This is a genomic window from Pantoea sp. R13S299 (genome assembly GCF_048515925.1).
Lineage (GTDB): Bacteria > Pseudomonadota > Gammaproteobacteria > Enterobacterales > Enterobacteriaceae > Pantoea.
The window spans coordinates 137,715-158,028 of the sequence record NZ_JBLYEF010000003.1; the positions used below are offsets into that span (position 1 = coordinate 137,715).

Below are 20,314 nucleotides of genomic sequence, written 5' to 3' on the forward strand. Positions count from 1 at the left end.
AATTTTGCGGGACGGCCCGCATCCCTGAGAATTCGCTTATGTTTGATACCTTACTGATTGCCAATCGCGGCGCGATCGCCTGTCGCATCCTGCGCACGCTGCGTGCCATGCAGGTGAAAGGCGTCGCTGTTTATTCTGAAGCCGACCTGAGCAGTTTACATATCCGTGAGGCGGATGTAGCGCTGAGCCTGGGTGAGGGTCCGGCCGCCCAGACCTATCTGGTGACCGAAAAAATCATCGCCGCCGCGCTGGAGAGCGGGGCGAAAGCGATCCATCCCGGTTACGGCTTTCTTTCTGAAAACGCGGCCTTTGCCGAGGCGTGCGAGGCTGCCGGTCTTGTTTTTGTCGGACCCACACCTCAGCAGTTACGGACCTTTGGCCTGAAGCACACGGCCCGCGCGCTGGCGAAAGCCAGAGGGGTGCCATTGCTGGAAGGCAGTGAGCTGCTGGCCGATGTCAGCGAAGCGCAAAGCGCCGCAGAGAGCGTTGGCTTTCCGGTGATGCTCAAGAGCACGGCGGGCGGCGGCGGCATCGGAATGCGCGTCTGTCTTGACGCGCAGGAGTTGTCGGACGCGTTTGAAACCGTGCAGCGCCTGGGTCAGAACAACTTCAGCGACGCCGGGGTGTTTCTCGAAAAATACATCGAACGCGCCCGTCATCTCGAAGTGCAGATTTTCGGTGACGGGAAGGGCGAGGTTATCGCACTGGGTGTCCGCGACTGCTCGATTCAGCGACGTAATCAGAAAGTGATCGAAGAGACGCCTGCGCCGAATCTGCCAGCAGGCATGGCCGACGCACTGTGCGCAGCGGCTATCGCTCTGGGAAAAGCGGTGAACTATCGCAGTGCCGGAACGGTGGAATTTGTTTATGACAGTACGGCGCAACAGTTCTATTTCCTCGAAGTGAATACCCGTCTGCAGGTTGAACATGGCGTGACGGAGCAGGTCTGGGGCGTAGATCTGGTGCAGTGGATGATTGAGCTGGCGGCAGGCGATCTCCCCGCGCTTACCACGTTAGCCGCCATGCTGAATCCGCAGGGCCATGCCGTGCAGGCGCGCATCTATGCGGAAGATCCGGGTCGGCAGTTCCAGCCTTCACCCGGACTGTTAACCGAGGTCCATTTTCCGGCGGCCGACGGTAAAAACCTGCGCATTGACCGCTGGGTGGAAGCGGGATGTGAAGTCCCGCCATTCTTTGACCCGATGCTGGCAAAAGCGATTGCCTTCAGTTCCACACGCGATGAAGCCATCGCCACCCTGGCACAGGCACTGGCGGAAACCCGCCTCTATGGCGTTGAAACTAACCGTCTCTATCTGTTGCAGATCTTAGCCTTTGCGCCTTTTACCGCTGGCGAACCCTGGACCCGCTGCCTGGAGCAGCTCGGCTATCAGGCGGCAACGGTTGAGGTGCTGATTGCCGGAACCCAGACCAGCGTTCAGGATTACCCTGGACGTCTGGGATACTGGGCGGTCGGTGTGCCGCCGTCAGGGCCGATGGATGACCGCGCCCTGCGTCTCGGTAACCGTCTGCTGGGCAATGCAGAGGGTGACGCCGCGCTGGAGATCACCCTCAACGGACCCACCCTGAAATTTAACACTGAAATTCAGGCAGTGATCTGTGGCGCGCCGCTGAGTGTCACGCTGGATGGCGCTGAACAGGCGATGGACGCTGTGTTTACCATTCCGGCGGGAGCAACGCTAAAGCTGGGCGCGATGATTGGCGCGGGCGTCAGAAGTTATCTCTGCCTGAGTGGCGGCATCCAGTTGCCGGACTATTTAGGCAGTAAAAGTACCTTTACGCTCGGCCAGTTTGGCGGACACGCCGGACGCGCGCTGCGCAGCGGTGATGTGCTGCATCTCGCTCCGCAGGCCGCGAGCGCAGCCGGAACAGAACTACCCGCAGCACTGCGCACAAACCTCGCCAAAATCCGCATGTTGCGCGTGATTTATGGTCCCCACGGTGCGCCGGAATTCTTTGCGCCGGACTATATTGCGACATTCTTTACCACAGAGTGGGAAGTGCACTTCAACTCCAGCCGCACTGGCGTGCGTCTGGTTGGGCCAAAGCCCATCTGGACCCGTGACAGCGGCGGCGAAGCGGGACTGCATCCTTCGAATATTCATGACAACCCTTACGCCATCGGCGCGGTCGATTTTACCGGCGATATGCCAGTGATCCTGGGACCGGATGGGCCGAGCCTTGGCGGGTTTGTCTGCCCGGTGACGGTCATCGAGGCCGATCTCTGGCAACTGGGCCAGCTCAAAGCCGGTGACAAAGTGCAGTTTGTGGCGGTGGATATCCCGACGGCTCGGCGACTGGCAGAGAGCAGACGCAGCGAGCTGAATACACTCCAGCCACAGGGGACTGAGTGGCAGCCTGCGCCGCTGACTTCGCCCATCGTGATGACCTGCGGCGAAGCGGATAAACGCCTTCTCGCGCGTCTCTCGGGCGATACCCATCTGCTGCTGGAAGCAGGCGAGCCGGAGCTGGATCTGGTGCTGCGTTTTCGCATTCACGCATTAATGCAGGCGCTGGAAGCGCAATCCCGCAACGGCATTATTGATATCACGCCGGGGATCCGCTCGCTGCAAATCCACTTCCAGCCAGAAACCGTGACGCTTGACGTGCTGCTGGCGTGGGTGCGCGGTGAGTGGGAGACGGTCTGCATGAGTGATGACCTGCAGGTGCCCACACGCGTGGTGCATCTGCCGCTCTCGTGGGACGATCCGGCCTGTCAGAAGGCCATCGAAAAATATATGACCACCGTGCGTCCGGATGCGCCGTGGTGCCCGAGTAATCTTGAGTTTATCCGCCGGATAAACGATCTGCCGGATGAGCAGGCCGTCTGGAACACCGTGTTTGAGGCCAGCTATCTGGTCATGGGATTGGGCGATGTCTATCTCGGTGCGCCGGTCGCCACGCCGCTGGATCCCCGCCATCGGCTGGTGACGACGAAATATAATCCGGCCCGCACCTGGACGGCGGAAAACTCGGTGGGCATCGGCGGCGCTTATCTGTGTGTCTATGGCATGGAGGGGCCAGGCGGTTATCAGTTTGTGGGTCGCACGCTGCAGATGTGGAATCGCTATCACGAAGTGGCCGATTTTGGCGGAAAACCCTGGCTGCTGCGCTTTTTCGATCAGATCCGTTTTTATCCGGTTTCAGCGGAGGAACTGTTACAGATTCGCCGCGATTTTCCACTCGGTCGCTATCCGCTGCGCATTGAGCACAGCACACTGCGGCTGGCGGAATACCAGGATTTCCTCGTTCGTGAAGCGGAGAGTATCGGCGAGTTTCGGCATCATCAGCAAACCTCGTTCAATGCTGAACGTGACCGCTGGATAGCCAGCGGCCAGGCGCATTTCGACAGTCAGGAAAGTGTGGCGGATGAAGGCGGCGATGCGCCGCTGCAGCCGGGCGAGCAGGGCGTTGAAAGTCCGGTTTCCGGCAACTTGTGGCAGGTGCAGGTGACCGCAGGCAGCCGGGTGCGGGAAGGCGATATCCTGGTGGTGCTGGAGTCGATGAAGATGGAGATCCCGCTTCTGGCTCCGTGCGACGGCATTATTCAGCAGGTCAGCGTGCAGCCAGGCAGCGCAGTCCGTGCCGGTCAACGCGTGGCGGTGATTGTTGAGGATAATGCATGAGGATGTTCAGGGCTGATGGGGCAGTGAAAGTCTGACGCTGCGCCCATTGGCTGAGAACCGGGTGCGGGCTATTAGCAGCTCGCGCCCAGCTCACTTAACCAGCCGATCATCGCCTCACTGCCAGGCTGGCTCAGCGTACGTTGCGGCCAGGCCAGGAAGTAGGGCTTGCTCAGCGGCAGGCAAAGATCATCCACTACCACCAGATCGCCACGCGCCAGTTCTGGTGCGATAAGGCGTCGCTGTCCCAGCAGCAGTCCCACACCCGCAACCGCCGCATCAATCGCCAGCGAGGTCAGGTTAAAGCTGAATGCGGGCTGCGGCAGGGGTTCATCCATGCCTTTGGCCTGAAACCAGCTTTGCCAGTCCGGCAGGAACCGGCCTTCATTACCCCAGTCGAGGTGGATTAGCGGAGCCTGGCTTAAGCTCGTTTCCGGTGTGAAGCGTTGCAGCAGAGCCGGGCTGGCTACCGGCAGCACGTCATCATGAAACAGCTTCAGCTTGTCTAACTGCGGGTAACGATCTTCACCAAAACAAATCACAAAATCGGCAGGCATCGCGGTGAAATCAACCTGAGAATGCGTGCCGTGTAACGAGAGATCGATATCCGGGCAATGGTCGCGCCAGCTCGCCAGCCGGGGCAACAGCCATTTAGACGCCAGCGCCGGTAATGCGTAAACCGTGAGTTTTGGCGCGCTGGCCGCATGGCGGATGTTTTGCTGGCCAAGGTGCAGAATATCAAAGGCCTCGGTGACGTAGCGCAGATACTCTTTACCGGTTTCGGTCAGCATCACACCGCTTTGGGTGCGCAGAAACAGGGCGCTGCCGAGTTGCTCCTCCAGCTGGCGAATCTGCTGACTGACTGCCGCCGGGGTTAAGGCCAGCTGGGCGGCGGCTTTTGCCAGGCTGCCCAGTTCGGCGGCCACTTTAAAGGACTGTATGACGCTGATTTTTGGCAAGCGGGGCAACTGGACAGGCATTAACTCTTCCTTATCAGGGCAGTAAGTTTTTATCGTTACGCAGCGTGGCAGGCGACAGGTAGAGTAACATCACACCTGCCCATCGTGAGAATTGTTGCTATGTCTGGTTCCCTTGTTCGTCTCGATCATCATCCGCTGGCCGATCATGACTGGCGTCAGCGCTGTCGTGAGCAGTTAAATCAGTCCGGCGCGCTGGTACTGCGTCAGTTTTTAAAACCTCATGCTCTGGATGCGATCATTGAAGAGGGCAATGCGCAGCGTCATCTGGCGTATCACACCCGCAGCAAACACAATGTCTATCTGATGAAGCCTGATGACGCGTTCCCTGCCGATCACCCGCGTAATCGGGATGTGCTCAGCACCAAAGGCTGTATCACAGATGATGTGATCGCTGCCGATTCGCCGCTGCGCCAGCTTTATAATGACGATCTGTTCCAGCGTTTCCTGTGCGATGTACTGGGTGAGAAAGCGCTCTATCCCTACGCGGACCCGCTTTCGTCGATCAACCTGCACTATGCGCCGCACGGACAGGAGCTGGGCTGGCACTTCGACAATTCCTCCTTTGCTATCACTTTGCTGGTACAAAAACCGCTGGCGGGCGGGGTGTTTCAGTATGTGAAAGATCTGCGGGATGCTGATGCCGGCGAGATGAACTTTGCAGGCGTCGAAGCAGTGCTGGACGAGCGTCAGCCGGTTGACGCGCTGGAGATTGATGCCGGAGATCTGGTGCTGTTTCGCGGCCGAAATTCCCTGCATCGTGTGACCCCGACTGAAGGCGAGGTCACCCGGATGCTGGCCGTGCTGGCTTACAATACTCAGCCGGATATCGCGCTGTCAGAAACCGCCCGCATGACCTTTTACGGCAAACTATAAATTCAGGGCGTGTCTGCAAGGGCACGCCAGCCACGCTGAAAGATTTGCTGCGTGCGGAAAGCCACTAACGCACGCCAGTCCGCATCTTCGGGCCAGAATCCCTCGACCAGTTGCTGCTTTGACGTCTGGCCAGCCGCACTGGCCGGATCGCCATAGAGATGCAGCCAGTGATCTTCACGGACCCGCTGATGCATATCCTGTCCCTCGTAAGTCCCACACTCCACGACCAACGGCAATATTTGGGTGTCCGCCAGCGACGTCAGCAGAAATTGCGAGAGATATCCCGTCGCGGTTGCAGTCACGCCCGTTACGCTGTCACGTCCGGTTCCTGTAAACAACAACGTCAACCATTCGCTGTAAATGGCTTTGCCCCACTCATGGGCCGGATAACGCTGCTCTGCGATAGAGAGCAGCATCGGATGCCCCACGCGCCGGCTCCGGTATGCAGGTCGAAGCTGATAATGGTTTTCGCAACCGAGAGATGCTGTTCGATGATCGTTTTCATCGTTTGATGTGACCAACTGGGCTGATGCCCGCCGAAGAAAAAACCATCCGCAAACGTATACTGTCCGGCTTCCACCACACGTTTCATTGCCTGCCAGCCTGCGTTCTCCAGCGCCTCAGTCAGTTGCCGATCCGCGCTGGCACGGTCACCATGATAAATACCGTGCCACTGCACATAATCCGGGTTAGCAGGAACCGGCTGGCTGAAGTCGATAAAGTTACGGTTGAGGTCGATGTTATCTTCGTTCACGCGCCGTAAATGCGCCGCGCCCCAGGGATTGAGCAGATGAACCAGCAGCAGGGCGGTGTCAGCCGGTAAGGCTTTTTCATCCAGCGAATCGAGCCAGGCGATCTGACAATCCGAACCGTAATAGCCTTCGACGCCATGCGTGCCGGAGACGAGCAGCATCAGACGCGATGCGCTGACTGGCCCTGAACGTGCCACATCCGTATACAGCGCTTCACCCTGAGGACCAGACAAAGGATGCCGATACGAGGTTATCTCAGCACCTTTGCGCTCCGCAGCGGCCAGAAAGCGTTCGCGCTGAGCGCGGTAGTCGGGCAATGCCATAAGCTTCAGACTCCTGCAATTCTTCGCACAGAAATAATCAGGGATAAACCTTGAATTTAAAGTACTTTTTCGTCAGCTGGTCATAAGTGCCATTTTTGTGAATCTCAGCCAGCGCCGTGTTGATCATCTTCAGGTTTGCCTCATCGCCTTTGCGTAATGCGATACCCACACCATCACCAAAGATCACTTTATCCACCAGTGTGCCTTTGATGGCGTACGGCTTGCCTTCAGGTGTGGTCAGGAAGCCCTGTTCAGCGGAGACCGCATTCGCCAGGCTGCCATCAAGACGCCCGGCGACCAGATCCGGATAGACTTCCATCTGGTTAGGATAAGAGACGATTTTAACGCCCTGCGACTCCCATTTGGTTTTGGCGTAGGTTTCCTGGATGGTGCCCTGAGCCACACCAATGGTCTTACCGCGCAATGAGGCCACGTCGGTCGTCAGTTTGCTGTCAGCCGGTGCCAGCAGGGCACTTGGCGTGTTGTACAACATATCGCTGAACGCCACCTGCTGACGGCGCTTATCGGTCATCGACATCGCAGACAGAATGGCATCAAATTTCTTCGCCTGAAGGGCAGGGATGCTGCTATCAAAACCCATCTGCACCCACTGACACTTCACCTTTGCCTGAGCGCAGATGGCATTGCCAATATCGATATCAAAACCCTGCAATGTGCCATCAGCTGCCTTAGATTCAAACGGCGGGAACGTAGGATCAACGCCAAAGCGCAGCGTCTGCTGCGCCAGTGCACCCTGAGCAAACGCAGTAAGCGAAAACAGTAACGCAATAGATAAGCTTTTTTTCATATTTATTTCCCGAAGGCAGGTGAATTTAAGCACGACATTCAAATTTAATAACATGCGGCCTGTTTTCCTGCCAGCGAATAAACCGTGTTCTGCCAGAGTAAAATCTTATGTTATTAAGGGGCTGTGCGAATTATTTATGCGGCGTTAAATTTTGCTTAATACTGAAACCCGGGGAGAGATGCGGAGAGTGTTTCAGGGCAGGGGCTGGAGCCGGGGCAGCATGATTAAGCAATGCATCTGGATTTAAAAGGATTGCAAAAATCAGGCATTAAATATTTTTCTTCCCGAAACTAAATATGCATTTCAGAAAAATGCAACCAGCTTAAATAAATCCATTTCCACCTCATCAGAATAATATGAACTTATATTCTGTTAGCGATCGATAAACGATCATGCAGGAAATCTATAAACGCCCGCACTTTTTCTGGCACATGACGGGTATTAGGATAAAGCGCATAAATTCCCTGTCGGGGAAATTGATGATCGGGCAGCAAGCGGACTAACCCTCCTTTCTCAATCTCATCCTGCACCAGCCAGACGGGGAGAATGGCCACCCCAGAACCGGCTAAAGCAAAAGCCAGCAATGAGGACGCACTGTCAGCCGTGACCATGGCGGGCTTGATTGCGCTCATCAGAACAGATTCGCCCTCAGGCGTGGTCACCTGCCAGCTGAGCGGTGTCGATAATCGGCTATGCGCAATCCATTTTGCTGACGCGAGTTGTGAAAGATCACTGATAGAGGCCGCTTTCAGGGTGTTGAGATAGCAGGGTGCAGCGACCGCGAAAATATCAAATTGATCAATGAGGCGGGCGTGGTGACTGGAATCGGCAAGATGGCCAAGTCGTATCGCCACATCAAAGCGGCCGGCAATCAGATCATCGTTTTTTGATGACGACACGTGATGGATGCTTAACTGCGGATGTTTTACTGCAAAGTCCGCCAGGGCAGGGACGATCACACGAGCGCCATATTCCAGAGTGGTTGTAATCCTGAGTGAGCCGCTTAATCCTGAGTGATCACTTCGCACATCCTCTAAAGCGCTCTCGGCATCCTGAAGCAGTTGCAGGCAGCGATGATAAAATCTTTCACCCGTATCCGTGGCTGAAACGCGTCTGGTGCTTCTGATGAGCAGCGAGACACCCAGCTCCTCTTCCAGCTGTTTAATATTAAAACTCACAACGGCTTTAGTTAATCCGAGCGTCTGAGCTGCACCGGTAAAACTGCCTGCTTCGACTACCGCCACGAAGATACCCAATCGTTGCATATTGATCATAATGAACCCTTAACTGACCGCTTACTGTCAAAATATTTTTGACAGTGTAACAACGGTAAGTGAATTTATCCTGACAATTTAAGTCCTTATACTGCGCGCCTGATGCTGAACTGCCAGGAACAAAAATGACCTATCGAGTGCGCGTAGCCAGTGTTTATTTACTGGGATTTTTTATTGATTTAGTAAACATGTTTATCGCCAATGTGGCTTACCCCGAAATTGGCAGACAGTTTGATGCGCCCGTTACCCGGCTGGCATGGATCAGTAATGGTTACATCTTAGGACTGACGCTGGTCATACCGCTCAGTGGCTGGCTGGTGAGGCGCATGGGCGCAAAACGCCTGTTCATACTTTCACTGCTTATTTTCATTGTGGGCACCTGTGGTGTGGGTGCATCAACGTCGGTTACTCAGCTCATTACGTGGCGCTGGATACAGGGCATCGGTGGCGGACTATTGATCCCCATCGGCCAGACGATGACCTATGCCTTATACAGGAGCAATGAGCGTGCGAAGTTATCGTCAGTGGTGATGTTAATTGCATTACTGGCTCCCGCCTTATCGCCCGCTGTGGGTGGAATACTGGTTCAGAACCTTAGCTGGCGCTGGGTGTTTCTCGTGAGCCTGCCACTCGCGGTTGGGGCATTGGTGCTGGCAGGGTGCTGGCTCAAGGCTGACAGTCCGGCGAACTCATCCGAGCCGCTGGACCTGGCAGGTTTGATCAGCGGTTGTGCTGCGCTCACGCTGATCCTTCTGGGACTGACCTGGATGGGCGATACTGACCGGCTTTATCAGGGAGCGTGGATGCTGCTGGCGGGGGTTATCACTCTGGTGGGCTATGTGTGGGACGCGCTTCGAAAAAACCAGCCACTGATTAACCTGCATCTGGTCAAAGATCCGCTCTTACAAACCGCAATGCTGATTTATCAGTTTATCCCCGGTGTGTTTACCGGCGTCAGTCTGCTCACTGTGCTTTATCTGCAAAATCAATTAAGTATGTCCGCAAGTTATGTTGGCGCGCTCATGCTGCCCTGGGCTCTGGCATCCTTTGCTGCAATCAGCCTGACAGGCAAGAAGTTCAACCGCATGGGACCACGCCCGCTATTTATAACCGGCTGCCTTGTGCAGGCAGTGGGTATTGGCCTGCTGGCGCTAACTGGCCAGACAGAGGACATCATTCTCTGTGTAATGGCTTTCGCCTTTATGGGGTTTGGCGGCAGTCTGTGTAGCAGCACGGCTCAGAGTTCTGCTTTTATTCAGATCGCCGATAACCAACTTGCCGATGCCAGCGCACTGTGGAATATCAATCGCCAGCTTAGTTTTTGTCTCGGCGTTACGCTGGTCAGCCTGCTATTCAACCTGATTGCAGATACCGGCATAGCAAAAGAACACGCATACCACCTCTGTTTTGTTATAGCGGCATGCAGCGCGGTGATTCCGGTTTTGTGCTGTTTACGCATTTCAAATCAGCAAGTTATCTCTGTGCTTAATAAGGAGCAATAATGAATCGTCATTTTAAGGAAGTTCTGGACGCCCATGAATTGATTCGCAGCTGGCTGGGCCATAAAGATGCACATGATGACGTTTGCGAGGAGCTTCTCGCGCGTTTTAGTCCTGCATATTCCATGGTGACACCAGGCGGTACCATGCTGGATTTCACTGCATTAAACACATTTTTCCGCACTCAGCGAGGGGTACGTCCTGGCTTAGATATTGATATCTGCGATATGCAGATTGTTGCTGAGAGTGAACGAAATGCCACGGTAGTTTACAAAGAGAGTCAGCAACTTCCAGGACAAAGCGCCACGCTGCGGTTTTCTACGGTGGTGTTCGAGGTAAATGATGCTGGCAACGTGATGTGGCGTCATCTGCATGAGACTTCGTTACCTCAGTCATAGATGCTGCAGATTCGTAGTGCGTAGAGACGCGACGAGTCGGGAGCGTTGGTGTGCAAGACTCAGCACCAGAAGCTGTGTCTAAGTGTCACCGGCAGGTTGCGTGCAGAAGCCAGATGAGGTTTGATTAGAAGGTTAACCTCTGTCTGGCCTCTGATCTTTGGGTGCGCATAATCTATCTTATGTTAAATAAGATACCAGGATCGAACCCAGTAACTTAATAAACTCCCCCTTTCGGCTTTTTACTTAAAACACCGAGTATATATTGCAACTAGTCTGCATGATTATACCTCTCAGGCATTTCCATATCTTTCTGGAATAGCCTTTACTCCGCTCACAGAGGGCTTTTCGGCGTTTCCTGCTCAGAGAACATTGTGATGATATCCCGCGAACCATGAAGGAGCCTCTCTACACGGACTTCCGTGTCCAGCACCCTGAACACAATGAGATAGCGCCCGTAAGCACAAGTTCTGACGCTTTGTCCAAGCTCAGGTCTTTCTTTATAGATAACCGGCGATTCTGCTATCAGCAGACACTGCTGGTATAGTTCTTCCGTGAAACTCACCGCACGCACCGGGTTATCCTGAGCGATATAGTCACCGATCGACTCTATATCCTGTTCTGCCAGAGGCGATATACCCAGTTTCATTATGATTTACCACCTTCGGCCTGCCGCCGATATTTTTGCGACAGCCGTCCAAAAACCTCTTCCGCGTTTTTGCTCTCGCCGCTGTTTATACCTGCATTGACCGCTTTTTGCAGAGCATCAAGTTTCATCTGCTGCTCCCGCTCTTCCAGAGCCCTGAGTCCCGCACGGATCACTTCACTGGTGTTGTTATATCGCCCGCTTTCAATCTGTTCACGGATGAAAGCTTCGAAATAAGGACTGAGTGCTACGCTGGTAGGCATAATTTCTCTCCGTCAGAATTACTATCAGTTAATAACTGTTAGTATTTCAGAGTTACTCTTCTCCATCAACTTTCAGCTTAATGATCCGCTAATGCTTTGTCTGTTTATCGTAGAAAAGAAACAGAAAACTGTCTGAAATGTAAAGCAAAAACCCCGAAAATGCCGGGGTTTTTAGGCCAGTTACTCTTTCGCTATCGGCGTCTCGCTCACATCAATCTTCGTCTCACCCTGAATGCCCTTAATGCGTTTCTCAACGTCATTAACCTGCTCGCTGCTGTGCAGCAAAGTGTACGTCAGATCAAAGGCCGTACTGGCGCCCGGTTCCAGTTGCTTCACGCGCTTTTGCTCGCGTTCAATGGTGACCGGATAGGCATAGCTGGTGCCTGGTTCGATGCCGGTCACGTAACCCTGTTTCAGAGTGTCGGTGTTTTTCCATAAGGTCAGCATCGGGAGCTGACGGGTATCGAACTGAATCGACGCACCGCTGTTTCCGGCTTTGTTTATCACGGCAGCGACGGTCTGATGGTTACTGTCGGAAAGCGGTTTGATGTTAAACACCATCTCATCAAAGTCTTTGGTCGGACCTTTGTAGGTCTGCCAGTCCTTTAATCCGGCTTTCGCGTAGTCATTGAACGGGCTGATGCCAGACATCGGGGCCAGGAAGCGCGCGCCCTCTTCCAGAATAGGTTTGCCAAAGTTGCTGTGATAGATGATCTGGTAATCGTGCGGATAGTCACCGTGGTTGGTTAACACATCATGCAGGCTGAAACTGTTGCTGCCCGGCACGTAGCGCAGTTCGGTCATGGTCTGCAAATCGGTTTTCTTAAAGGTGCTCTCTTTAATCAGACCGCGAATGCGAATCTCATGCGGTGCGGCATCGGCCACTTCTACTTCCAGTTGTGAAACCGGCGTGTTACCCGCTTTACCGTGCAGCGTATAGATTCGGCCCTGATCGGTCACCGGATGACCGGTCCATTCGTAACCGCAACGCACCATCATCTCGTTGAAGCCGTCCAGCCAGCCCAGACCGTTGCGGCTTTCCAGGTTGATGTAAGCAGGATTGACCACCTCTTTGACCGGTGAATCCCAGCCCATACGCGTACCAAAACCTTCAACGCGCAGCAGGTTCATGCCGCGGGTCGGGCTAAGCGTGATGGTCAGGCCATCCTGACTGTGGATGGTGATGATTTTACTGCCTTCCTGCTTGCCGCCATGCAGGACTTTTTGCTCGATGCTGAACGGCTTGCCCTGGAACTTCAGCTGACTGCTGGAAATCTGCCAGTTTCCCTGCTCTGTGCCCTGTTCAGCACTCGTCAGCACCCAGGTTTTCGCCGCTGCGGAACCTGAAACCAGAACTGCCAATACCGTTAACGCCAGTTTAATATTCATCATTTACCCCATTTGCTGAATCGTTTTTTCATTCCATAAGCGGAATTTACTGGTTGAGGCTCAACAGAAACGTGACGATGCTCACCTGACGATAAATCGGCGCTTTTTAGCGGCATTATTGAGAGTTAAGTCACATAGAAAACGACATGCAAAGAATAATCACGACTGATTATGTCAGACGAAAAGGCATAAGCCTTATTCGATTCAGCCAGCAATGAGACAGGCGGAAATTTAACCGGCTGATAACGCGCCAGAAAAAAACCGTAAAATAATTTCAAAACCGCGCAACTTTTTCCATTTTTGAACGAACCTTTTATCAGAGACGTCAGACAACCCCGTCTGTTCGTCAATGGAGAGAGTAATGCCAATGAAAAACACCCTGAAAACCCTGGCCGTCGCTACGCTGCTGGCACTGAGTGTTCCGGCAACATCCGCCTTTGCGGCGTTACAGGTCGGTGAAAAAGCCCCGGACTTCAAACTTGACGCCGCGCTGGCGGGTAAATCAACCACCTTCTCTTTGCAGCAGGCCCTGAAAAAAGGCCCGGTTGTTCTCTACTTCTTCCCGGCTGCGTTCAGTGCGGGCTGTACCCTTGAAGCACATGACTTTGCTGAAGCGACCGATGAATTCAAAAAACAGGGTGCGACCGTCATCGGTGTCACCGCAGGCAATACCGATCAGATTGCTAAATTCTCGCAGCTGGAATGTCGTGACAAATTTACCGTAGCAGCCGATCCGGGTGCCAAAGTCGCCTCAGAATATAAGAGCACGATGGAGATGAAGGGTCAGAAAGTCTCAGACCGCACCTCTTATGTGATTGCGCCCGACGGCAAGATTCTGCTGAGCTTCACCGATAAAAATCCTGATACGCATATCCAGAAAGCGATGGATGCCGTTAAAAAATATCGTCAGGCCAATCCGGCATAACTTCATCTTCTGAGCAGGTATATCATGCTGACTGCGATTGCAGCCGCCTTCCTGGGCGGCATTATTCTGAACCTCATGCCCTGCGTGTTTCCGGTGATCTCACTGAAAGCACTGAGCCTGATCCGCCATCGCGAATCGCCATCGCACGCGCGTGCTGAGGGCCTGGCCTTCCTGCTGGGCGTCGTGGTGACGATGGTTGCCCTGGCCGCGGTATTATTGCTGGCAAGAGCGGGTGGCGCTTCGGTGGGCTGGGGGTTCCAGCTGCAATCGCCGCTGGTCATCGCCGCGCTGATTCTGGTGATGCTCGGTTCAGCACTGAACCTGCTCGGTCTGTTTGAAGTTGGATTATCGGTACAGCGGGTGGGCGAAGTGGGCGGCGATCGCGGAGGCCTGGTCGGTTCAGCACTGACCGGCGCGCTGGCCATCATTGTCGCCACTCCCTGCAGCGCACCTTTCATGGCCAGCGCAGTGGGATATGCCCTGACTCAGCCTCCGCTGGTGAGTCTGGTGATCTTTATTTCACTGGCGCTGGGCTTTGCGGCGCCCTTTACCCTGATCTCTTTCTTCCCGGTGCTGGCGCGGATATTGCCAAAGCCGGGTGCCTGGATGATTACCTTAAAACAGGGTCTGGCGTTTCCGATGCTGGGCGCGGTCGGCTGGCTGATCTGGGTACTGGAACGTCAGGCGGGATCCGCGGCACTGGCTGCGATTCTGGCCTGCTGCCTGCTGTTTAGTTTTGCCGCCTGGCTGTATGGCATGGCGCAGAAACGCCGTATGATGGGACAGCGCCATGTGGTGCTGCATGTTGCAACCGCGTTCTTCCTGGCGCTGGTCGTGGTGCCGTTACTGAATCTGAACAGCTTTGCCAGCGCGCCCGCTGAGACGGAAACCGCGTCACAGGCTGCCGCTGCTGTAGCCTGGTCGCCGCAGAATGTTGATGCGATTAAAGGCCAGGGCAAGCCGATCCTGGTGAACTTTACCGCGTCATGGTGTATTACCTGCCAGGTGAACGATCGCACCTCGCTTTCAACGCAGGCGGTAAAAGCCGCAATGGTGCGTACCAGTACCATTTACATGGTCGCGGATTCCACCAAATACAATCCCGATGTTGAACAGGCGCTGAGTGATTTCGGTCGCGGTGGATTGCCTCTCTACGTGGTCTACCCGGCTGACGGCGGCAAACCGGTGGTGCTGCCGCAGGTACTGACGCCCGGTATTGTGATTTCAGCGCTGGATCAGGCGACAGAAAAAGGAAAGAAAACCTGAGAGGATTGATGAAACGATTTCCTGACGCGTTGTCAGGCCACTGCGAACGTGTGCTGAACTGCTGATGATCGATGTCAGAGACTGATCCACGCGCGCAGCAGTGGCCAGCCCTGATGGCCCGTGCACAGGCGGGTGACAGAGCAGCCTATAACCAGTTACTCAAAGCGATGGTTCCGGCCATCCGGGCACTGGTGTGCAAAAAAATCCGTGACGAGGTGCTGGTTGAAGATGTAATTCAGGAGACGCTGCTGGCGATTCATAGGGTGCGGCATACCTATGATCCGCAGCGCCCGATACTGCCCTGGGTTGCCGCCATCGCCTCTGCGCGGACCATTGATGCGCTGCGTCAGCATGGCCGTCGTCAGGAAGTTCAGGATGATGAGGAACTGCAACAGCGGCCTGCTGAAAACGCAGAGTCTCCAGCGGATACGGATGTCCTCTCCGGCTATCTGGAAACCCTTCCGCTGCGTCAGCGGGAGATTGTCGAATCTGTGCATCTGCGCGAGCAGAGCCTGGCGCAGGCAGCCGCTGAAACCCATCAGTCACTCTCTGCCGTTAAATCTCTGTTGCATCGCGCAATGGTTAATCTTCGTAAATATGGACGGGGTCATCATGAGAAATCATGACCAGTTAATTAATCAGCTCAGCGCATCTGCGCAGCCGGTGCAGCGCGTCTGGCCCACTGGCTGGCGCGTCGCGGGCTGGATCGCGCTTGCCCTGCCTTGCGGTGCACTGACCAGCTGGGCATTTCACAGCCGTCTGACGGACTGGTCTCAGCCTGGCGCAGTGTTTGCCCTGGTTGCCCTACTGCTGTCGCTCGTCATCGCGGGCAGCACCCTGGCAGCCGCCTTTACGCTGAGTATTGCAGGACGAAAACCGATCAGCCTGCGCTGGCCGCTGCTGATGGCGTTGATGTGGCTGGGGCTGAATCTGATCAATATGTCATCTGAAACCCCGCCAGCGGGCGCGAGCCGGTTGGGTGAAGGGATACACTGCTACATGTTCATGTTGTCAGCCAGCGTGCCGATGGTGCTGATGTCGGTGATCGCCCTGAAACGTACCCGGTCACTCTATCCCGCCCGCAGTCTCGCGCTGAGCGGCTGCGGCAGTGCGTTTACCTCATCAATGCTGCTGTCGCTGTGCCATGAGACCCATCTGCATATGATCGATTTCTCCATGCATCTGGCGGCAGGCATCACCATCGTGGTGATGACAGTGGTCGCGGGACGCCGCTGGGTCCGGCTGGGAGAGTAATGACTTTGTTCATTACTCGGCGACCAACTCAATCAGATTGCCGTCCGGATCGCGAATAATCGCCTCATAAAACCCGTCGCCCGTGCGGCGCGGTGCCGCTACCAGAATCCCCGTCTCTGCTGCACTGGCAGCCATCTTATCGACCTGCTGCTCATCACCGACGCCGATCGCGATGTGCGCCCAGCCTGCTACTTCCCTGCCCGGCTGGCCGTCATTCAGATCTGGCAGAGTCATCAGTTCGAGGGTCGCGCCCTGCTCCAGTCGCAGGAAGTAGGAGGCGAAGCCCGGCCGGTTCTGACTCTGATACAACTCACCGCTCTGCGCGTTAAACATCTCGTACCAGAATTGCTTTTGCGCCTCTGGATGACGCTTCCAGAGTGCGACGTGGGCGATTTTCATGCGTTTTCCTTTGTTGAGATGCTACGGCCTAAATCCAGCGTCAGCGAGACCGCGCCGACGATCAGCATCAGTGCCATGATCAGTGAAAATGAGAAAGAGAGATGGGTGTAATGCGCCACGTAGCCAATGACCGCTGGACCGCTCAGCACGCCCAGGTAACCCAGCGTAGTAATGGCGGGAACGGCCAAAGCCTGTGGCATCGCCGTCTGACGTCCGGCAGCGGAAAACATCACCGGCACGATATTGGCGCAGCCTGCGCCGACCAGGGTATATCCCATCAACGCAAGCGGCCAGGAATCGATAAACGTGACCATCGCCATACCTGCAGCAGCAATCACTGCGCCGCCCAGCACCACCGGCAAACGTCCCAGCGACGAGATGATACGATCGCCGGTCAGCCGCGCTACAGTCATCGCAATGGCAAAGCAGGTGTAACCCAGCCCGCCCAGTGACGCCGGAATGGCCCGGACATCAGTCAGGTAGACCGCACTCCAGTCCAGCACGGTACCTTCCGTCAGGAAGACGGCAAAACAGATGATGCCGATAATCAGCACGCTGCCACGCGGAACCGCAAATACCGTGCCTTCAGCGGGATTGGCGTAAGTCAGTAGGCCCCGAGCGCTGAACAGCGTCATGATAATCACCGCTACGACCGCGAGTAAGCAGCCGGTCAGCACGCTGAAGCCCATCGCCAGTATCAGCGTCATAAAGCCTGCACCCGCTATCCCACCTACGCTGTACATGCCATGAAAACCGGACATCACCGGCTTTTCAGCCTGCTTCTCCACCAGAATGGCCTGAATGTTCATGGCGCAGTCGGTAACGCCGATGCCAACGCCAAACAGCAACAATGCCAGCGCCAGCAGCAGTGGATCGCTGAGCACCGACAGCCACGGTGTGCTGATGATGATCAGCGCGACGGCAACCAGAATTACCCGGCGGCAGCCAAATCGGCTGGTGAGCCAGCCCGTCACCGGCATGGCTATGAGCGCGCCGACACCCAGACAGAGCAACAGCGTGCCCAGCTGAGCTTCATTTACGCCGGTATTGGCACGCGCGAAAGGCACCATCACAGCCCAGGTCGCGGTAATGAATCCGGCCAGAAAAAAGATAATGCGCGTTGCCTGCGCGGAAGAGACGTTATTAGCCATTGCAATCCTTTATTGGATGACGGAGAGCCGGGAAAGGAGGATGAGATTCTGTTGACACCCTGCCCGTCAGTGAACGATCATGCTCACTATAGCTCGATTATGAACACTCTGGAGTAGTTATGCTCGATTATGCAGCTTTCCCGCAGCAGCGACAAGCACTGATTCGTGAGATCCTGCAGCAGAACGGTCGCGTCGTCTGTGTGGATCTGGCACGGCAAATGGCGGTGTCGGAGCATACGATCCGGCGCGATCTGCACGAACTCAGTAAAGAGGGATTGTGCAAGAAGGTTTACGGCGGTGCGGTATTACAGCTGCCGGATGCGGGCAGTTTTGTCAGCAGAAAAGAGCACGATCACGCAGCAAAAGCCCTGATCGCGCAGCGCTGTGCCAGTCTGGTGAAAGCCAATAGCTGCATCTTTATTGATGCCGGTACCACCAATCTGGCGCTGGCACAGGCACTGTCACCGGATATGCGTCTGACCGTCGTCACCAATGCGCCCGATATCGCCGCGCTATTGATCAACCATCCTGTCGCGGAGGTGATCATGCTGGGTGGTCAGGTACAAAAGAGTACCGGCGGTGCGGTCGGGCAATCCGCGATTAACCAGATTCAGGGAATACTGTTCGATCAGGCGTTTATTGGCGGCTGCGCCATGAGTCCGGAGGCCGGGCTGACCGGTTTCGATTATGCCGATTGCGAATTCAAGAAAGTCGCGATGGCGCAGAGCAGTCAGGTGATTGTCGGGCTGACGGCAGACAAAATTCCCGCCGTGGCGCGATTCAGCGTGGCGAAATGCCGCGATATCTCAACGCTGGTGGTGGAAGAGAAGCTCGATAAAACGCTGCTGGATGCGTTTGAAGCTGAAGAGATAACGCTTATCACGGTCTGAGTCTGCGCAATGTGCAGCACGAAATAAATTAGCTCGCTCTTACCCGGTTCGCGACACAGATCAGCGCAGACCACATAAGAGCGAGCCTGTTATTTTATTAAAAGCGGGTTACAGATGCGCCGCGAACCACGCCGTCTGCTCCTTAATGACTGATGCGAAGTGCTGACCGCTGTAGATATCATAATGACGCGCCTCTTCGGCCACAAAGAACTGCTTGTCCTTCGCAGCGACAGCCTCAAACAGCGCGCGACCCTGCTCAGGCGGATTCACGCTATCCTTACCCGCGACCACCACCAGTGTCGGACAGGTGACTTTCGCGGCATTCACGGCGGGTTTGTAGAGCAGCGTTTCCCGGACGGTTAAAAACGGGATTTTGATGTCCATTTTCGGGTGCTGATGCCGGTTCTCTTCGAAGAAGGCTTTCGACTCTTCGTCGTTCAGCACGCGGGTGATAGCAACAAACATCTCCTTGCCGCTGTTCTGCTGCTTTTGATCCATCTTCTCCAGCGTGGCGATAAAGCCCGCCTTCTCCGTCGCGTCCAGTTGCCCGGTGACAATCTCTTCCCCGTCTGCAAAGGCCAGCTGGCTGACAACACATTTCACATCCGGGTTATTCGCCGCTGCACCAAAGATGTGACATCCGCCAAACGACGTCCCCCATAAACCTATTCTGTCTGCGTCCAGCGACGGTTGCTGTTTTACCCACGCGATGACCGAGAGGATGTCAGCGATCTGCATCGCAGGCACCAGACGTCCCCGCTCGCCCTGGCTGTCACCAAATCCGCGGTAGTCAAAAGTCACGGTGGCGTAACCCGCCTGGGTAAACGCTTCCGCGAACGCAGGCAGTAACATCTCACGAATTCCGCAAAAGCCGTGACACAGAATAATGACCGGGGATGGGGAGGCTGCTGTGGGCTGACGCAGCGTCAGCTCGATGCCTTCCGGCAATTGGTGGGTGGATAATTCCATTGTGGGTCATGCTCCTTGCTGAGGTTGAAGGTCAGAAAAATCAGCCCACACCCTTTCATATTTCATCCTTTCTTACGTCGATCCAGATCAGTCGGTTGACACCTTTTGTCTGAAATGCGGACAAATTCGTACCCGATGCTGCCAAAAGGCGGGCTTTGGCGTAGGCTGAAAGCTGGGTGTTTCACTACACAGGAGATCAGGATGCAAAATGAAATGACAGCACAATGCCACTGTGGTGCGGTGGCGTATCGGGTGACGCTGAAGGATGGATTTAATACGGTGCGCCGCTGCAACTGCTCGTTTTGCCGGATGCGCGGCGCGGTAGTGGTGTTTGCGACCAACGTTGAGCTGACGCAGGGTGAAGCGCAGCTTACGGAATATCGCTTCAACAGCAAAGCGGTGGGCCACTACTTCTGCTCCGTCTGCGGCATTTACACCTTTCATCAGAGCCGCTCGCAGCCCGATCAGTTTGGGGTGAATGTCGCCTGTCTTGAGGGTGTTTCACCGTTCGATTTCACGGATGTGCCGGTCTCTGATGGCATCAATCACCCTAAAGATGGCGGCGCGGGCGGTGTTGCCGGTCATCTGGTCTACACCCCCACGCAATCCTGAACAAT

The 20,314-nt window shown here is 55.2% G+C and carries 19 protein-coding genes and 1 pseudogene; 10 read left to right on the forward strand and 10 right to left on the reverse strand.

What is annotated here, in order from left to right:
- The first annotated feature begins 38 nt into the window (after nt 1-38).
- Nucleotides 39-3,644, forward strand: coding sequence for an urea carboxylase (uca, locus tag ACN1CO_RS15050; protein ID WP_419139628.1), 3,606 nt, complete (start codon nt 39-41; stop codon nt 3,642-3,644).
- A gap of 71 nt (nt 3,645-3,715) precedes the next feature.
- Here the strand turns inward: uca and ACN1CO_RS15055 are convergent, their stop codons facing one another.
- On the reverse strand, nt 3,716-4,621 hold the full coding sequence (locus ACN1CO_RS15055; RefSeq protein WP_419139629.1) for a LysR substrate-binding domain-containing protein: 906 nt from the start codon (nt 4,619-4,621) through the stop codon (nt 3,716-3,718).
- Between the two features lie 99 nt (nt 4,622-4,720).
- On the opposite strand from ACN1CO_RS15055, the gene ACN1CO_RS15060 reads away from it, so the two are divergent.
- Complete coding sequence (locus ACN1CO_RS15060) at nt 4,721-5,494, forward strand: 2OG-Fe(II) oxygenase (protein ID WP_419139630.1); 774 nt, start codon at nt 4,721-4,723, stop codon at nt 5,492-5,494.
- A gap of 2 nt (nt 5,495-5,496) precedes the next feature.
- Here the strand turns inward: ACN1CO_RS15060 and ACN1CO_RS15065 are convergent.
- The 3 genes and pseudogenes from ACN1CO_RS15065 to ACN1CO_RS15075 all read right to left on the reverse strand — a co-directional run bounded on the left by ACN1CO_RS15065 (nt 5,497) and on the right by ACN1CO_RS15075 (nt 8,651).
- Nucleotides 5,497-6,569, reverse strand: a pseudogene (locus ACN1CO_RS15065) (DUF2817 domain-containing protein).
- Between the two features lie 37 nt (nt 6,570-6,606).
- Nucleotides 6,607-7,377, reverse strand: coding sequence for an ABC transporter substrate-binding protein (locus tag ACN1CO_RS15070; RefSeq protein WP_419139631.1), 771 nt, complete (start codon nt 7,375-7,377; stop codon nt 6,607-6,609).
- Between the two features lie 362 nt (nt 7,378-7,739).
- On the reverse strand, nt 7,740-8,651 hold the full coding sequence (locus ACN1CO_RS15075; RefSeq protein WP_419139632.1) for a LysR family transcriptional regulator: 912 nt from the start codon (nt 8,649-8,651) through the stop codon (nt 7,740-7,742).
- Nucleotides 8,652-8,776: 125 nt separating this feature from the next.
- Between ACN1CO_RS15075 and ACN1CO_RS15080 the strand changes: the two genes are divergently transcribed.
- Both ACN1CO_RS15080 and ACN1CO_RS15085 read left to right on the forward strand, forming a co-directional pair.
- A complete protein-coding gene (locus ACN1CO_RS15080) occupies nt 8,777-10,153 on the forward strand; it encodes an MFS transporter (protein WP_419139633.1) in 1,377 nt (458 codons plus the stop codon).
- Complete coding sequence (locus ACN1CO_RS15085) at nt 10,153-10,548, forward strand: DUF4440 domain-containing protein (protein ID WP_419139634.1); 396 nt, start codon at nt 10,153-10,155, stop codon at nt 10,546-10,548. Before ACN1CO_RS15080 ends, ACN1CO_RS15085 begins: the two co-directional genes overlap by 1 nt.
- A 331-nt stretch (nt 10,549-10,879) precedes the next feature.
- On the opposite strand, the gene ACN1CO_RS15090 is transcribed toward ACN1CO_RS15085, so the two are convergent.
- The 3 genes from ACN1CO_RS15090 to ACN1CO_RS15100 all read right to left on the reverse strand — a co-directional run bounded on the left by ACN1CO_RS15090 (nt 10,880) and on the right by ACN1CO_RS15100 (nt 12,843).
- Entirely contained in the window at nt 10,880-11,194 is a 315-nt protein-coding gene (locus ACN1CO_RS15090; protein WP_419139635.1) for a type II toxin-antitoxin system RelE/ParE family toxin, read from the reverse strand.
- Nucleotides 11,194-11,454 (reverse strand): type II toxin-antitoxin system ParD family antitoxin, encoded by a 261-nt coding sequence (locus tag ACN1CO_RS15095; RefSeq protein WP_419139636.1) that lies wholly within the window; start codon nt 11,452-11,454, stop codon nt 11,194-11,196. Before ACN1CO_RS15095 ends, ACN1CO_RS15090 begins: the two co-directional genes overlap by 1 nt.
- Nucleotides 11,455-11,634: 180 nt before the next feature.
- Nucleotides 11,635-12,843 carry an aldose 1-epimerase family protein gene (locus ACN1CO_RS15100; protein WP_419139982.1) on the reverse strand — a complete coding sequence of 403 codons (1,209 nt, stop codon included), beginning with the start codon at nt 12,841-12,843 and terminating at the stop codon, nt 11,635-11,637.
- 361 nt (nt 12,844-13,204) lie between these two features.
- Here ACN1CO_RS15100 and ACN1CO_RS15105 point away from each other — a divergent pair, with 361 nt between their 5' ends.
- From ACN1CO_RS15105 to ACN1CO_RS15120, 4 genes are all read left to right on the forward strand, one after another.
- A complete protein-coding gene (locus ACN1CO_RS15105; RefSeq protein ID WP_283544788.1) occupies nt 13,205-13,768 on the forward strand; it encodes a peroxiredoxin in 564 nt (187 codons plus the stop codon).
- 24 nt (nt 13,769-13,792) lie between these two features.
- A complete protein-coding gene (locus ACN1CO_RS15110; protein ID WP_419139637.1) occupies nt 13,793-15,034 on the forward strand; it encodes a protein-disulfide reductase DsbD family protein in 1,242 nt (413 codons plus the stop codon).
- 71 nt (nt 15,035-15,105) lie between these two features.
- Complete coding sequence (locus ACN1CO_RS15115) at nt 15,106-15,660, forward strand: sigma-70 family RNA polymerase sigma factor (RefSeq protein ID WP_419139638.1); 555 nt, start codon at nt 15,106-15,108, stop codon at nt 15,658-15,660.
- The gene (locus ACN1CO_RS15120) at nt 15,647-16,288 is read left to right on the forward strand and encodes a DUF1109 domain-containing protein (protein ID WP_419139639.1); all 642 of its coding nucleotides are present in this window, start codon (nt 15,647-15,649) and stop codon (nt 16,286-16,288) included. Before ACN1CO_RS15115 ends, ACN1CO_RS15120 begins: the two co-directional genes overlap by 14 nt.
- Before the next feature lie 12 nt (nt 16,289-16,300).
- Here ACN1CO_RS15120 and ACN1CO_RS15125 read toward each other — a convergent pair whose 3' ends face one another.
- Both ACN1CO_RS15125 and ACN1CO_RS15130 read right to left on the reverse strand, forming a co-directional pair.
- On the reverse strand, nt 16,301-16,687 hold the full coding sequence (locus ACN1CO_RS15125) for a VOC family protein (RefSeq protein WP_419139640.1): 387 nt from the start codon (nt 16,685-16,687) through the stop codon (nt 16,301-16,303).
- The gene (locus tag ACN1CO_RS15130; protein ID WP_419139641.1) at nt 16,684-17,838 is read right to left on the reverse strand and encodes an MFS transporter; all 1,155 of its coding nucleotides are present in this window, start codon (nt 17,836-17,838) and stop codon (nt 16,684-16,686) included. The genes ACN1CO_RS15125 and ACN1CO_RS15130 overlap by 4 nt, the downstream gene beginning before the upstream one ends.
- Nucleotides 17,839-17,957: 119 nt before the next feature.
- Here ACN1CO_RS15130 and ACN1CO_RS15135 point away from each other — a divergent pair, with 119 nt between their 5' ends.
- The gene (locus ACN1CO_RS15135) at nt 17,958-18,728 is read left to right on the forward strand and encodes a DeoR/GlpR family DNA-binding transcription regulator (protein WP_419139642.1); all 771 of its coding nucleotides are present in this window, start codon (nt 17,958-17,960) and stop codon (nt 18,726-18,728) included.
- 108 nt (nt 18,729-18,836) lie between these two features.
- On the opposite strand, the gene uilS is transcribed toward ACN1CO_RS15135, so the two are convergent.
- On the reverse strand, nt 18,837-19,697 hold the full coding sequence (gene uilS, locus ACN1CO_RS15140; protein WP_419139643.1) for a UilS family quorum-quenching N-acyl-homoserine lactonase: 861 nt from the start codon (nt 19,695-19,697) through the stop codon (nt 18,837-18,839).
- A 201-nt stretch (nt 19,698-19,898) separates the two neighbouring features.
- On the opposite strand from uilS, the gene ACN1CO_RS15145 reads away from it, so the two are divergent.
- Nucleotides 19,899-20,309, forward strand: coding sequence for a GFA family protein (locus tag ACN1CO_RS15145; protein WP_419139644.1), 411 nt, complete (start codon nt 19,899-19,901; stop codon nt 20,307-20,309).
- The last annotated feature ends 5 nt before the right edge of the window (nt 20,310-20,314 follow it).